The 13,681-nt window shown below is 50.6% G+C and carries 14 protein-coding genes; 3 read left to right on the top strand and 11 right to left on the bottom strand.

Translation table 11 applies throughout. From position 1 onward, the window contains the following. Window positions 1-38: 38 nt before the first annotated feature. Together trxA and GmarT_RS24570 are read left to right on the top strand one after the other, a co-directional pair. On the top strand, window positions 39-365 hold the full coding sequence (trxA, locus tag GmarT_RS24575) for a thioredoxin (RefSeq protein WP_002647087.1): 327 nt from the start codon (window positions 39-41) through the stop codon (window positions 363-365). Window positions 366-560: 195 nt separating this feature from the next. Further along, window positions 561-2,582: a coiled-coil domain-containing protein gene (locus GmarT_RS24570; RefSeq protein ID WP_002647088.1), complete on the top strand. Its 2,022-nt coding sequence runs from the start codon at window positions 561-563 to the stop codon at window positions 2,580-2,582. Here the strand turns inward: GmarT_RS24570 and GmarT_RS24565 are convergent. The 10 genes from GmarT_RS24565 to GmarT_RS24520 form a co-directional block, all read right to left on the bottom strand. After that, window positions 2,579-2,767 carry a hypothetical protein gene (locus GmarT_RS24565; protein WP_002647089.1) on the bottom strand — a complete coding sequence of 63 codons (189 nt, stop codon included), beginning with the start codon at window positions 2,765-2,767 and terminating at the stop codon, window positions 2,579-2,581. The two genes, GmarT_RS24570 and GmarT_RS24565, sit on opposite strands and share 4 nt — an antisense overlap. A 334-nt stretch (window positions 2,768-3,101) precedes the next feature. Beyond that, complete coding sequence (locus tag GmarT_RS24560) at window positions 3,102-3,515, bottom strand: VOC family protein (RefSeq protein ID WP_002647090.1); 414 nt, start codon at window positions 3,513-3,515, stop codon at window positions 3,102-3,104. 30 nt (window positions 3,516-3,545) lie between these two features. Continuing rightward, window positions 3,546-4,691 (bottom strand): aminofutalosine synthase MqnE, encoded by a 1,146-nt coding sequence (gene mqnE, locus GmarT_RS24555; protein WP_002647091.1) that lies wholly within the window; start codon window positions 4,689-4,691, stop codon window positions 3,546-3,548. Between the two features lie 108 nt (window positions 4,692-4,799). Continuing rightward, window positions 4,800-5,663 carry a UbiA-like polyprenyltransferase gene (locus GmarT_RS24550; protein WP_002647092.1) on the bottom strand — a complete coding sequence of 288 codons (864 nt, stop codon included), beginning with the start codon at window positions 5,661-5,663 and terminating at the stop codon, window positions 4,800-4,802. Between the two features lie 154 nt (window positions 5,664-5,817). Continuing rightward, window positions 5,818-6,648, bottom strand: a complete 831-nt coding sequence (locus GmarT_RS24545; RefSeq protein ID WP_149303372.1) for a DUF1570 domain-containing protein — start codon at window positions 6,646-6,648, stop codon at window positions 5,818-5,820. 98 nt (window positions 6,649-6,746) lie between these two features. Beyond that, window positions 6,747-7,082, bottom strand: a complete 336-nt coding sequence (locus tag GmarT_RS24540; protein ID WP_002647094.1) for a hypothetical protein — start codon at window positions 7,080-7,082, stop codon at window positions 6,747-6,749. Window positions 7,083-7,201: 119 nt separating this feature from the next. Beyond that, a complete protein-coding gene (gene fmt, locus GmarT_RS24535; RefSeq protein WP_002647095.1) occupies window positions 7,202-8,203 on the bottom strand; it encodes a methionyl-tRNA formyltransferase in 1,002 nt (333 codons plus the stop codon). 118 nt (window positions 8,204-8,321) lie between these two features. After that, window positions 8,322-8,912 carry a peptide deformylase gene (gene def, locus GmarT_RS24530; protein ID WP_002647096.1) on the bottom strand — a complete coding sequence of 197 codons (591 nt, stop codon included), beginning with the start codon at window positions 8,910-8,912 and terminating at the stop codon, window positions 8,322-8,324. A 285-nt stretch (window positions 8,913-9,197) separates the two neighbouring features. Beyond that, entirely contained in the window at window positions 9,198-9,494 is a 297-nt protein-coding gene (locus GmarT_RS24525; protein ID WP_002647097.1) for a hypothetical protein, read from the bottom strand. Window positions 9,495-9,575: 81 nt separating this feature from the next. Continuing rightward, entirely contained in the window at window positions 9,576-10,586 is a 1,011-nt protein-coding gene (locus tag GmarT_RS24520; protein WP_002647098.1) for a hypothetical protein, read from the bottom strand. Window positions 10,587-11,214: 628 nt separating this feature from the next. Between GmarT_RS24520 and GmarT_RS24515 the strand changes: the two genes are divergently transcribed. Continuing rightward, window positions 11,215-12,159, top strand: coding sequence for a sugar nucleotide-binding protein (locus tag GmarT_RS24515; RefSeq protein ID WP_002647100.1), 945 nt, complete (start codon window positions 11,215-11,217; stop codon window positions 12,157-12,159). A 63-nt stretch (window positions 12,160-12,222) separates the two neighbouring features. Here GmarT_RS24515 and GmarT_RS24510 read toward each other — a convergent pair whose 3' ends face one another. After that, window positions 12,223-13,656, bottom strand: coding sequence for a DUF1501 domain-containing protein (locus GmarT_RS24510; RefSeq protein ID WP_002647101.1), 1,434 nt, complete (start codon window positions 13,654-13,656; stop codon window positions 12,223-12,225). Window positions 13,657-13,681 lie beyond the last annotated feature (25 nt).

The following is a 13,681-nucleotide window of genomic DNA, read 5'->3' as shown; positions in this document are numbered from 1 at the left end:
GTATATACTGAATCCAATTGTTACGGAGACAACCAGTAATGGCTGAAAATGTTTTGGAATTTACTGATGCGAACTTCCAGTCTGAAGTATTGGAAGCATCTGAACCTGTCCTGGTCGATTTCTGGGCTCCCTGGTGTGGTCCCTGCAAAATGATGATGCCCACCATTGAGGAAATCGCCAGTGATTATTCAGGCCGCGTTCGCGTCGGAAAATTGAATACAGACGAGAATCCTGGTATTGCATCGGCCAGTAGTATCAATGCAATCCCGACAGTAATGCTTTACAAGAATGGTGAAGTGGTCGAAAAGTTTGTAGGTGTGACACCAAAAGAACGTTTTGCTGCTTCGCTGGACAGCCAGCTATAAGCACGAGTCTTATAAGCTGTGTGATATAGATTCAGAGTGGGCAGAGGAGTTGTTGATACTCCTTCTCTGCCCTTTTTGTCATAAGTATATTCGCGTTATTCCGGATTGGATGTTGCATTCAGGAATTGGATTCCACAGCTTCAATCTCGATTTGAGTAACGTCGCGAGACGCTTTTCAGGGAAAGGAATCCCGGCATGAGCGAAGAAACCCGGCCCGACCAGAAATCTCAGGCACCCTCATCGTTTTCAGGTATAAAACGTCCTGCCAGTGACACAGCCGACTCACTTCCGTTGAGCAGTCCTCCGGGAGTAGAACGCCGCGCGGATGCGCCCCATTCATTCACTGAACCGGGAAGCCTGCCAGAGAGCTCTTTCTTCAGTGATCAGAAACAGAAGGAGTTGGAAGAAAGCCTTTCGCATGCAGCGCAGGCGGCAGAGATCCAGACTCAGGGAGCTGCAGAAGCGGGCGCTTCACTAACCGGTGCCGAGTTGCTGTCCCAGGCAGGGGAAATCGCAAATTATCTGAAGTCCCAGTTTTCCGAGATCAGTCGCCGCGAACAGACTGTCACCAGTCAATTGAATGAAATCGACAATGAGCGTCGCAAAATTCGCATGTGGGTGGGACAGATTGAGGAGCAGTATGACGAACGGGAAGCCAGCGTTCGCGAAAAAGAAACGGAACTGATTCGCAAAGCTGTGGAGTGTGAAAAGCTGGCGAAGACCGTGCAGCGGGAACAGGAAAAAGTATTCGCAGCCCAGGATTCTCTGGAGCAGGAACGCGCAGAAATGCGAGACCAGATCCTGCGGGAATTTGCGGAACAGCGGGAATCGCTGGAGCGACAGCGACTGGATCTGATCAACGAACAGAAACGGATTCGTGAGCAGGTCCTCGAATCGCTGTCTGAGCAGCGCAATGAACTGGAACACGACCGCGCTGAGTGGCAGGGAGTCAAACAGACAGAACTGAACCATTTGAAACGGGAGCGTGAAGTTCATGAAGAGGCGGTACGGAAAGTCGAAACAGAACTGACTTCACGGAAAGAAAAATTCGAACTGGAGCTGAAAACCAGACAGTCAGACTGGGATTCGAAACGCCAGGCGGAACTGGAGGCTTTGGAATCCCGCAAGCGGGACTTTGTGATCAGTTCCGAAGAGATTGAGCATCAGCTCAAAATCCAGCGGGAAGACCTGCAGCGCGAATACGGTGCGCGTGAAGAAGAATTTGATCAGAAGCGGACCTTGATCGAGAACCGGATCAAATTTCAGGAAAACCACCTGCTGCGTCTGCGAAAGCAGATTGAAAAAGAACAGCATGAATTCCAGCGCCAGCAACAGATTCAACAACAGCAGCATGAGCAGAACGAGCGGATTCACATTCTGCGGATGAAGCAGCTGGATCGGTTCCGTGATCTGTTGCAGCAGCGCGAACAATCGTTGACCAAGGAACGCGCACTGCATGCGGAACTGCGTCGCTCTGTTGAACGCTACGAACAGAACCAGAAGCAGAGAATGTCAGGCGAGTACGAAGTCTGGCAGAAAGAGCGGGATGCCCAGAAAGCAGAACTGCGACGGCAGCATGACATGCTGGCTTTGCATGCAGAAAATCTGGAACGCCGCCGCGAACGGCTGGATACGTTGCGGGCAGAAGTCGAAGAGACGCATCGTGGTACCCTGGAAATGAGACTGGCCCTGGAAGAAGGCTGGGCGCAGTTGACACAGGTAGAAGGTGATGAGGCAGCCCGCGAACGGCTGGAAAAGGCCAGGGAGGCACTCGCTGCCCACTATCGACAGTTGCGTGAGTCGCTGTCTGTCGAACGTCAGGAACTGGATCATTCCCAGGAACTCTTTCATCGTCATCGTGATGAATTCCGACAGGAGCGCCAGGATCTTTCTGAATGGGTGGCAGAACGCGACGAGCAACTGCGTCAGCGCAGCGAACAATTGCGATTTGAAGCGGAGCAGCTGGCAGTTCGCGATGCGGCCTGGGGGCAGAAGCGGGAAATCTGGTTGCAGGAGAAAGTATCTGCTGAAGAAATTATCCGCAATTTACTGGAGCAACTGACCGAATTGTCTGTAGGCCAGGGAGCAGCAATTCAGCTGGCAGCAAAAAAGAACCAACAGCCACAGGGGCGGGACGCAACGGTAAAGCCTGCTGAGATTGCATCAAAAGAAACAGATTCCAGGAGCATTGAAGAGATTCTGGACCCGCGGGATTAACGCAGATCTTTCCAGGCATCCCAGCAGAGGAACAGTACCAGTCCTGCGGAAATCAGGAACATGATGTCCATCATGGTGCTGCCCCGGAAGGGGATTCCCATTGCAATGTCTACCAGGGCGAGTAATGCCACGATTCCGGATACGGCCATTGAGCCCATGATCATTTTTTTGGGTGCATCCGCCATGGCGATTCCCGTTCCTCTCTACTCATGCTGAAGCTGTATGATTTATGGATGTCTGTCTGAGCTGTACTTTCAGAAAATAAATCAGACCCCGAGTGAGCTCTGTTTTTGTTTTTCTAGAGCGCCTCACATTTAACCGTAGCGTCTGTCAATTTAATCTACGCAGCCCAAATGGACCTGGAGACGCTACCGCAAAACTGGCCACAGTCTAAGTATAGCTTAAGGTCTGGTGTAATTTCCAGTCGATTCTTGTGTCAGAGTTTCTATAGTGAACTCGAATCTTACCCGCGACTGGAACGGGACCGATAAAACCGCTACAAAGCCGATATTCAGCAGCTCAGGAGAGCGAACAGAGTTCGATAATATGGCCATCGGGGTCATTGACGAACGTCTGTGTAGCCCCATCCGGTCTGGACTTGGGAGGGGAGACGATGGGAATCCCCTGTTCTACGGCTTTCTCGTATGCCTGTTTAGCATCGTCCACCTGAAAAGCAAAATGGTGTGTCCGCGTATTCTGCTCGGGGTTGGCATTACCTGCCCGACCCGACTGATCGTGTTCAAGGATCAGGTGGATCTGCTGATTTCCAATCTGAAACCAGTGTCCGTCGAAAGTAAACGCGGGCCGGGGAACATGATCCATGCCTAGAAAATCGACATAGAACTGGCGGGAAGCTTCCAGATCCTTGACAACCAGTGTGATATGATCAAATGACTGGACCTTCAGATTATCAGTAAGGGCAGAATCACTCATGTGTTGCATTTTCTCCCGTATCGAAGTGAATCAGGATGCGGCGGAAGCCATGATCGGTTCGCCGACACTCCAGTTGGCACCATCACGGACGATGTGTCTGTAGAGTGTATCGCGTTCTACAGGGATGCGTCCTGCTTCTTCAATGAGTCGGTGTAACTGCTCGACAGTCAGACCTTCGGGTGTTTTGGCGCCGGCGTCATGGTAAATCAGTTCATGGACGACGGTACCATCCAGATCGTCTGCACCGAAGCTCAAAGCGGTTTGCGCCGTCTTTTCTCCCAGCATGATCCAGTAAGCTTTGATGTGATCAAAGTTGTCGAGCATGATCCGGGACAAGGCGATCACTTTCAGGTCCATCAGGCCGGATGGTTTTTTGATTTCTGACATCCCCGTATTTTCGGGATGAAATGCCAGTGGGATGAATGTCTGGAATCCACCTGTTTCATCCTGCAGTTCCCGAAGGCGGCAGAGATGATCGACGCGGTGTTTTGCCTGCTCGTAGTGTCCATACAGAATGGTCGCATTACTGCGGAGACCCAGGTTATGTGCTTCGCGATGAATTTCGAACCAGCTTTCGGCGTCCGCCTTGTGTTCGCAGATCTGTTCGCGGACTTCGGGATGAAAGATTTCCGCGCCGCCACCCGGCATACTGGAGAGACCGGCTTCCATCATCTGTTCAAGAACCCAGCGGACCGGCTTTTTGGTCATGAAGCTGAACCAGTTGATTTCCACGGGAGTCCAGGCTTTGATGTGCAGTTCAGGGTATTCCTCGTGGATGATGCGAACTACATCAAGATACCACTCAAATTTCTTCTGATGATGCAGACCGCCAACCACGTGAATTTCAGTAGCACCGGTGCTGCGTGCTTCCTGAACCCGTTCGCGGATCATGTCATCGGTGAAGGTGTAACCGCGGGGAGATTTGAGATCCGCCCGGAATGCACAGAACTTGCAGCGATAAACACAAACATTCGTGGGATTCAAATGAATGTTGGTATTATAAAACGCAAAATTGCTGTTTTTGCGTTCGCGTATCCGATTGGCCAGATCACCCAGCGTCAGAATGTCGACTTTCTCATCGAGGAAAACGCCTTCATCAAAGGTGATGCGTTCTCCCGCGTCGACTTTGCGGGTAATGAGCTCCAACTGTTCCTGTTCGTTTTGATTCAGATTCATCAGACTGACTGTTGATTCTTTTCGTTGTTGGGATATCAGATTAAGTCTCTGGTGGTCAGGAAGACCACTCAATGAAAGATTGCTTCTATTATTGCGTTTCAGAGCCTCTTATGCGAGCCAGACGTCAATCAATCCCACAAAGAACAATCCAATACTGATCACGGCGTTCACATGAAAAAAGGCGAGATTAACACGTCCCAGATCATCCGGATTCACCAGTAGATGCTCATAAACCAGAAGTCCGGCTACGGCCAATACCGCGATTAAAAAGGGGATTCCCAAGGCAGCAACATACCAGAGGCTGAACAGACAGACGATCGTCATGAAATGACTGAACATAGCGAATCGCAGCGCTTTTCTGATCCCCCAGCGGGAGGGGATACTGGACAGTCTGGTTTCCTGATCGAAATGAACATCCTGACATGCGTAGATGATGTCAAATCCACCGACCCAGAAAAAGACAACCGCTCCCAGCAGCAGCGGTTCCAGGGACAGACTGCCGCGAATGGCGATCCAGGCAGCGATTGGGGAGAGCATCAGAGCGGTAGAGAGCCAGTAATGGCAGAAGATCGTGAAGCGTTTCGCATAGGAATATCCCAGCAGAAACAACAGGACGGGAATCGAAAGATAGAGTGGCCAGCGATTGGGCAGAAACAGGAGTGTCGAGGCGATAAATGCCAGCGAAGTCAGGATCGTAAACATTGTGACGGTACGGACACTGATCAGACCGGCGGGAAGATGACGGCCTTGAGTACGTGGATTTTGCGCATCGATCTCACGGTCAACGAGCCTGTTGAATGCCATGGCTGCGGAACGGGCGAACAACATACAGAGCAGAATTCCCACCAGTTCCTGCCAGCGAACCTGCTGTCCGCGCCAGGCCAGAACCGCTGATAAGAGGGCAAACGGGAGAGCAAAAATCGTATGGCTGAAACGAATCAGTTCCAGCAGAAGGCGCAGTCGGGCCAGCATTACATTGATCCGGTAAACAGTGGGAAAAGATCCTGCCGGGCAGGATTGAAGCACGCAATTGGATGCTGTATCTTAGCGGATGGGGAGATGACACCCAACCCAGAGCCTGCTGAAACTGTCAGTGCTCCAGAGGAAATCGGGATCAGACCAGAGGCTACCTGGTCGGAAAGGTGTTCAGGGAAGCCACATAATTCAAAAAGCGTTCATCGACGCCGGGAATATTACGGGGGAGCCGGGCACTTAGGACTTCCGGTTTCTCGTTGCTTTTCAGCTCCGCCAGATATTCAAGCAGCGTATCTCTGGTTTCCGGAGTGCTGTTCAGCATGAAATGAACCCAGGCCCAGGCTTCCTGGTAATCGACCCGCTGCATCTGTGATACTTTTTCCAGCTGTTCCAGCCGTTTCATATCGGGTTTCCAGCCATTATTCAGCGCTGCGGAGAGTCGTGATGCATGGTCTCGATTGATCTGACCGGGGGTATTACCGGCGACTTCAAAATATTCGGCAAGACCTTCATCGAGCCAGAGGGGGACGGTCTTCAGACTGGCATGTAAGAGACCGTGCGTGAATTCATGTCGCAGGTCTTCCTGGATACGATCTCCCCAGAATGTGTAGACGGCGAGTTCCTTCGGTGTACCAACAAAGTAAGCGCGTCGTGGTGGCAATCCCGGATAGGTTAAATCGAGGTAATTGCGGTATTCTTCCTGGTTCGAAAACAGATAAACGGTGACCTGTTCGCTGTTCAGAGGAATATTCAGCGTCTCAGCAACATCTTCGCGCAGTTTAATCAGATCCTGAAAGAGCTCGTGGTCCTGTCCCAGTTTAAAATCACTGAGCACAATGAGCTGCTCCGCACTGACACTATGCCGGGCAGGTAGATGGACGGTCTGATTTTTGGCAACCGAGCGACAACCGGAAGAAAGCAACAGGCAGCCCAACACACAGACATTCAAAACGGCTGCTTTGAATGCGACACGCGACATCATGTCTGAAGTCTTGTCCTGACTGACGGGGTTTTCTGGTTTCACGATTGGTTGTGTTATCTCATGTGGCAATGAAAGAAGTTACTGGAAGGTCAAGCAGATTATTTGTAGCGATGATCAGGAGTCGCCTGTCGGGCAGCTGAACGTTTTTTATCTGAGCTCTGAAACAGTCCGTCGAAGATACTGCCATTCGATGCAGATTGGATGATGAGATTTCCTTTTCCATTCTGGATCAACGACTGCGCAAGTTGGGGATGGCTTTTCCAGGTGGCTGCCCGCCATTTGCGGATGTCAGCGTAGGTATCCTGCAAACCCACTTGTGATTTGGGGATAAAGAGCCAGCCTTCCCTGGATTGGACAATATGATATTCAAAGGCAGCATACATGCCTCCTGCTCCTATGAGCATGAAGATCAGTGCCGCGATGATTCGGCGCATCTTAATCACTTCCTTGTGTTTCTTAAAACTGCTTCGCCTCAGTTCAGGGGCGGAATCATCTCAGAATCCGTAAAACGCGGCAAGAGTGAACTGTCTGTTTTCGGTAAAATGTATGTACGTTAGTCACTCTCTGGTGGTGGGTTTCCAAAGACATCACCGGGCCGGATCTGTTTTCCACACAAAAACTGACTGATTTCCATGGCACGTTTTCCCTGGGGCTGGATTTGTCTGATTTCCAGCAGACCGTCCCCCGTGCAGAGAACGACACGTTTTGTGCTGCTGAAAACGACTGTCCCCGGCGTGAATTCCCGCGATTGAGGTTCGATTTCCAGCGATTCCAGAGCTTCTTTTGAGAGTTTTTCGACATCCAGAATCAGTAATCTGAGTGGTTCATGACCAGATTGCAGCAGAAATGAAAAGGGGCTCGGCCAGGGTTGCATGGCGCGCACGTGGCAGGCAATCTGCTCGGCTGTCTGATTCCAGTCGATGGCACCTTCCTGTTTGTCGAGCGTGGGGGCAAATGTGGCGGCAGCATGATCCTGCGGGGTTTCTACCAGAGTTCCCTGTTCGATCTGGTCGAGGACATCCATCGCCAGGGGCGCAGCCAGTTCAGCCAGTCGATCCTGTAACATACCGGTCGTTTCTTTCGGATCGATGGGAGTTTCCACCATCGCTGCGACAGGACCGGAATCGAGAGCACGTTCAATCCGAAAGAGGGAGACGCCGGTCATCGTCTCGCCATTTCGAATCGCATAAAGAATGGGGGCAGCACCGCGATAGGCCGGGAGCAGAGATGCGTGCAGATTGAACGCACCCAGGCGGGGCAGATCGAGGAGTTTTTGTGAGAGGATCTGTCCATAAGCGGCGACAAGCAGGACATCTGCTTTCAACTGGCTGAGTTCTTTCAGGGATTCAGGTGTATTAATTTTCGCAGGCTGAAAAACGGGTATGCCATGTTCCAGCGCGAGTTCTTTCATCGGGTTTTTATGGCGGTGATGCCCTCGCCCTGTGCGATCAGGCTGCGTATACAGTCCGAGGACCTCGTGTTGAGAATCAATGAGTGCCTGAAAGGCGGGGATGGCGAAAGTGCCGGTACCCATCATGACCACTTTTAATGCCACTGTGGTGTCTCCTCATAGCGGACCGGTAAGCAATAGAAAGGGAAGCAAAAAGTTATGCTGGACCCACAGTTGAACTGTAAACTGAATGCGCGATAATCTACAGGCAGACGATGGTTTTTCAGCCCAGTTCCTGTTCGAGTTGCGCCAGTTGATTGCGAATTTCTTCATCAGGCGGGTACTCACCCGTCTCCTGTTTGTGACGAAATTCTGATTCGAAATCGGCAATCAGTACGTCGATTTCATTGCGTTTGGCTTCTACCATCCGGTCAGGGAACATGATGCCTTCAATATGATCGTGTTCGTGTTGCACGGCGCGGGCGGCGAGATCATCCAGTGTGATTTCAAACAGCTGTCCGTTCAGATCATAGGCTTCGACTGTGATTTCTTCCGACCGTTTCACATCACCATAAACCTGAGGCAGGCTCAAGCAGCCTTCTTCCCCTTCCGCAGTTCCTTTACGCTTCGTGATCTCGGGATTAATGAACACGAATTCTTCTTCCGGTTCATTGGGGTCCGAAGTGAGATTGATCACGAACAGGCGATAGGGCAGCGCGACCTGATTGGCGGCCAGGCCGATTCCCCGTGCTTCGTACATAAGATCAAACATATTCCGTACAATATCACGCAACTCGGGTGTGATACTTTTAACGGGTTTGGATTTCCAGCGAAGGGCCGGATGCGGATAATTAACGATTTGCAAAGCAGGCATAATAACAGATACCCGGTGGGGTATGATACACAGACGAAGTTCCAGAAACCAAAAGACCCTCAATCTGCTCGCAGGGAATGCGCAGCATGAAAGACGGATCACATTAGTACCTGTATATCAAGGCTGAACTGTAGATACAATCCATATCTCTGCGAACAACAGGTTTGTTGCAGTATTTTGTTCCACCCGGACCGTGTCCCCTACAGGGCGCACTTTCACCTGCCTGTCGGCCTGAACCAGGCCGAGATGATAGAGCGCCCGGGAGTAGTGAATTCCCGGGAGCTGTTAATACATTGGCAGTGGATCCAGTGGTGCGTAGGCCGTTGTAGGCACAGATCCCTGAATTACAGGAGCACTGGCTGTTGACTGATAGGTATCGTAAGTATTGTACGCTCCCTGTGGTGCATAGGTGGGGGCACCAACACCGCAGTTACCGGTTGAACAGCCACCGCCACCACCACTAAAGGGGGCCATTGTGGGGCCGTAATTACAGCTGCCACATGAGCCATATCTTCCGCACTGGCAACCTGTTGTCAGGGCGATCAACGCGAGACCCAGCATCGTAATTCCGAAACGTTTCATGAGTTCAATCCTTTTCTTCTACAAAATAGCGAGTGAAAAATTCAATCGCTGAAATCAAGCTTTCATGGGGAAAATCAGTTTTTACGAAGCAGCAGCAGCTGCAAAATTATTGAAGTCAAATGGAATCAGGCTGGAAGAGACTCCCGCCCAATGTGCAGTAAATCCGCCGGGATGGCGTTCGGGGTTGTTGGCGAACGCGGTAACATCATCTCTGATCTCATTCACACCCCGATATAAGGCAACCGTGGCTGAATGCTGGCTTCTCCAGATCTGCAGCCCGGGGCTGAATCCTTCGAAGTTTCCTGAGATAATGGTTTCCCAGCCGGTGGAAAGTCGATTGATACTGACAGAGAATTCACTTCTCAGTTTCCACCAGCGAAAGAATGTATCGAGTGAAGTTATCCAGACCAGCGACATCTGTTTACGGTCCAGTTGAATGTCCTGGAATAACTGACTGAGTTCTTCGCGTGACGAAACAGACGACAGCGAAACCGGTAATCCCTGGCGATATCTGCTGATCAGTTCCACACGCAGTTTTCTCTGAGTTTCCGGATTTGATTCGGCCTGCCATTCCGCTTCTGATTTGCAATGCAGCAAATCCAGCGACACAGGTAAGGGGCTCATCACATTAGAGAATTCGCGAAAATCATTTCCGAGTGCGGATTCATCATAACAGATCACACCCTGGTAGGGATAAGGATAATCTCCCAGGCGGATCCAGGCGCCTCCCGACTGTTGAATGCGTGTTTTCAGTTGAACCACAAACTGTGAGTTGAACTGTTCTACTCCGGAGTTGGCTTTTTTAGCCAGTTCCGGAATGGTGCGGCCAATGCCTGTCTTATTATTGAATTCTGCCAGATCAATGATGGGGATCCTGCAGCGAGAGAGAATCTGCAGTTCCTGTTCATTGAAGCATTTCTGAGAACCAACCAGCAGAAGATTCCAGCGGGATGACTGATACCCTGTCAGATAAGTCAGATCGTCCTGAAGTTCTGTCACCGGCAGTCCCATTTCGCGCAGTCCTTTTACGACAGGAGTCGAAACTCCAGCCAGCAGGATCGGATAATCCGGTAAGTGACGCGAGACGGACATGGTTTCAATAGTCTTTACAAGAAATGATATGGGGTGCTGAGTAAATTCGTTTCCTCGAAAACAAATCACTGCGGTATCAACTCGAAGTGTCAGGTGTGAATCAATTGATGGGTAATCAGTGTGGGAGGTGAGTGACCAGCCTATAGAACAGGCGCAGAGATCACTAATGTGAGGCGGGAAGATATTGCTTTTCCAGATTCAGGTCAATACGAAAGAATGAAATGAAATCAAAAAGCGTCAAACCTTTAATCTTTTTTCCATTTTCAATCTGTTTTTTGAAAAAATATTGATTCGCTGCAATCAAAAACAGGGCAGAATTATCTTCTGAAAGAGTCAGCCAAGTCACCTGGATTCTTGAAAGGGGTAACGTTTTCTGCACGCGAAACGTCAAAATGAAACAGGAGAAAACAGTTCAACGGGCACCATGAATTTCTCTTTAAAATTGGGGTTGGTGAAAATCAGGAATGCCAACTATAATCCGCCTCTCGCGAAACAAATGGATTGGTTTGCGGGAACAACTTTTGTAGAACTACTGAGATGTCAAATGGTTTCGTTCTGAGCAAGAGTTTACAGAACGAAGACTTTTACTGACTGATATAACAACAACGTCTAAGCATGGAGGCGCGGCGTGGAAACAGTTCTGGTTATTGGACTTGAAACGGTTGCCGGAGCAAATATTGCAACCTGTTTATCCAGTCGATATCGGGTTGTCGGATTAACTTCAGCTTCACCAGTTTCCATCCAGGGATGTGAAACTCATACTTATCAGGAAGACGATGTCGAAACAGCCGAGCACTGGCTGTCGATGGTTCGTCCCAACTGGGTTGTCTATTGTGGCGTTGCCGCGAATTCCGCCTGGACTGTTGATCCTGAAAAATTTTCAACAAAAGATCCTGTGCTCGCAGTGCGTAACTGGGTGAATGCTGCTGAACTGCATTCGTCCCGCTTCACACATATCTCTTCTGATGCCGTCTTTACAGGGCCCTGGATGTTCCATGAAGAGGACTGTCAGGGGCTGTGTGAAAGTCGACAGGCAGAAGTACTGCGGGCCATTGAACGTGAAGTCAGTCTGTGTGATAACTCACTGATTATTCGCACCAACGTGTTTGGCTGGACTCCTGCCGCTTATGGTCAGGGACAGATTGAAAGCCTGGTACAGTCGCTGGAAAACGGGTCATTTTCCGAGCAGGACTGCTATCGGCATGCCACGCCTTTACTGGCAACGGATCTGGCAGCGATCATCGAACACGCTTATCAGGAACGATTGACGGGGACCTTCCATGTGGCGGGTGGAGAACGAATCAGTCCGATCGAATTTGTGCAGCGGCTGGCTGCCACATTTGGTCTGACGGTGCCGGTACTCCCCCGTGCTACTGTACTCAATGAACGCACGACAGGTTTTGCGAACGGCGAAACTTCACTGCATACACGTAAAATTCGTCGGTCACTCAGCATTTCGATGCCGATGCTGGATGATGGATTACAGCGACTGTTCGATCAGCAGCACAACGGTTATCTCAACCGGTTGAACAACGCTCCGGCTCGACTCTATGAGCAGGAAATTGCTGCCTGAACCAGGTCAAAAGAATCAATAAGAAAACCCCTTGCCAGAAATGACAAGGGGTTTTCTTTTATTTCAGGCCAGAATTTTTGTGACAATTTTCGCTGGATTGACTCCGATCAGTTTTTGATCGAGCCCCTGGAAGCGAAACGAAAGTCGATCCGGATTCAGTCCCAGCAGGTGCAATATCGTGGCGTGCAGGTCGTAAACGGGGACTTCATCTTCGATTACATTGAAGCCAAAATCGTCTGAACCACCAATGGTGGTGCCCCCTTTGATCCCGCCACCGGCCAGCCACATGGTAAAGGCGTTGGGGTGATGATCGCGACCATCATTACCCCCCTGCACCATCGGGGTACGGCCAAATTCTCCCCCCCAGACCACGAGGGTGTCCTGTAACAGTCCACGTTGTTTCAGGTCTTTGATTAAAGCGGCAGAAGCCTGATCGGTGGCTTTACAATTACTTTTTAATCCGCTGACCAGTCCGCCATGCTGGTCCCAGGATTCATGGAAGAGTTGTACACAGCGGACCCCCCGTTCTACCAGGCGACGGGCCAGGAGACAGTTATTTGCGAACGAGGTTTTGCCTGGTTCTGCACCATACAGATCGAGTGTCTGTCTGGTTTCCTGGCTCAGATCCATCACATCAGGTGCACTGGACTGCATGCGATAAGCCATTTCAAAGGAATTAATTCTGGTTGCAATTTCGGGATCGCCAACCTGATCAAGGTGTTTCTGGTTTAATGCCTTGAGTGTATCCAGAGAATCACGTTGCAGTTGTGCAGAGACACCAGGAGGATTCTGCAGATAAAGCACGGGTTCCTGCCCTCCTCGGAACATGACGCCCTGATGCGTGCTAGGCAGAAAGCCACTTCCCCAGCAGGAACTGCCGCCACTGGGGCCTTTGTTTCCTGAACTGAATACGACAAAGCCGGGAAGATTTTTCGATTCGCTGCCCAATCCGTAAATAGTCCAGGCACCCAGGCTGGGTTTGCCGAACAACTGGGATCCGGTGAGGGCCTGTATCTGGGCCGGCGCATGATTGAAAGCGTCGGTTTTCATACTTTTTACAATTGCGATGTCGTCAACCACTTTTGCCAGGTGCGGCAGGATTTCCGAAACTTCCGCTCCACATTCTCCATGTCTTGCAAATTTAAATTTCGGACCAAGGAATTTGGAATTGGGATTGATAAACGCGGCCCGATATCCTTTTAAGAGGTCTTCTGGCGGCAATTGACCGTCGAATTTGCCCAGCACCGGTTTATTATCAAAGAGCTCCAGGTGGCTGGGCCCTCCCCCCATAAACAGGAAGATGATATTTTTTGCCTTGGGAGGATGGTGGGGCTGATGCGGTGCCAGGGGATCTTGAACGGCACCAGCTTTTGAACCGGCGGCATAACCGGATTCCTGGAGCAGTTGATTGACGGCAATCGCTCCGAGGCCGACTCCACATTGTTCCAGAAACCAGCGGCGGGCGATGGGATGTGCCGGGTGATTCAAGTGATTCATCAGTCTTACCTGTTCAAGTTTACGC

Origin of the sequence: Gimesia maris, from assembly GCF_008298035.1 — a bacterium.
GTDB classification, from domain to species: Bacteria; Planctomycetota; Planctomycetia; order Planctomycetales; family Planctomycetaceae; genus Gimesia; species Gimesia maris.
The sequence above is the reverse complement of the archived record's forward strand: the minus strand, read 5'-3'. Positions and strand labels throughout refer to the sequence as shown.

Bases quoted from the DNA above. Each gene is read 5' to 3' on its own strand.
- GmarT_RS24565 (WP_002647089.1), bottom strand. From the start codon at position 2,767: ATGGCGGATGCACCCAAAAAAATGATCATGGGCTCAATGGCCGTATCC.
- GmarT_RS24520 (WP_002647098.1), bottom strand. From the start codon at position 10,586: ATGTCCGTCTCGCGTCACTTACCGGATTATCCGATCCTGCTGGCTGGA.
- GmarT_RS24545 (WP_149303372.1), bottom strand. From the start codon at position 6,648: ATGATGTCGCGTGTCGCATTCAAAGCAGCCGTTTTGAATGTCTGTGTG.
- GmarT_RS24510 (WP_002647101.1), bottom strand. From the start codon at position 13,656: ATGAATCACTTGAATCACCCGGCACATCCCATCGCCCGCCGCTGGTTT.
- trxA (WP_002647087.1), top strand. From the start codon at position 39: ATGGCTGAAAATGTTTTGGAATTTACTGATGCGAACTTCCAGTCTGAA.
- GmarT_RS24560 (WP_002647090.1), bottom strand. From the start codon at position 3,515: ATGAGTGATTCTGCCCTTACTGATAATCTGAAGGTCCAGTCATTTGAT.
- mqnE (WP_002647091.1), bottom strand. From the start codon at position 4,691: ATGAATCTGAATCAAAACGAACAGGAACAGTTGGAGCTCATTACCCGC.
- GmarT_RS24540 (WP_002647094.1), bottom strand. From the start codon at position 7,082: ATGCGCCGAATCATCGCGGCACTGATCTTCATGCTCATAGGAGCAGGA.
- GmarT_RS24570 (WP_002647088.1), top strand. From the start codon at position 561: ATGAGCGAAGAAACCCGGCCCGACCAGAAATCTCAGGCACCCTCATCG.
- def (WP_002647096.1), bottom strand. From the start codon at position 8,912: ATGCCTGCTTTGCAAATCGTTAATTATCCGCATCCGGCCCTTCGCTGG.
- GmarT_RS24525 (WP_002647097.1), bottom strand. From the start codon at position 9,494: ATGAAACGTTTCGGAATTACGATGCTGGGTCTCGCGTTGATCGCCCTG.
- GmarT_RS24550 (WP_002647092.1), bottom strand. From the start codon at position 5,663: ATGCTGGCCCGACTGCGCCTTCTGCTGGAACTGATTCGTTTCAGCCAT.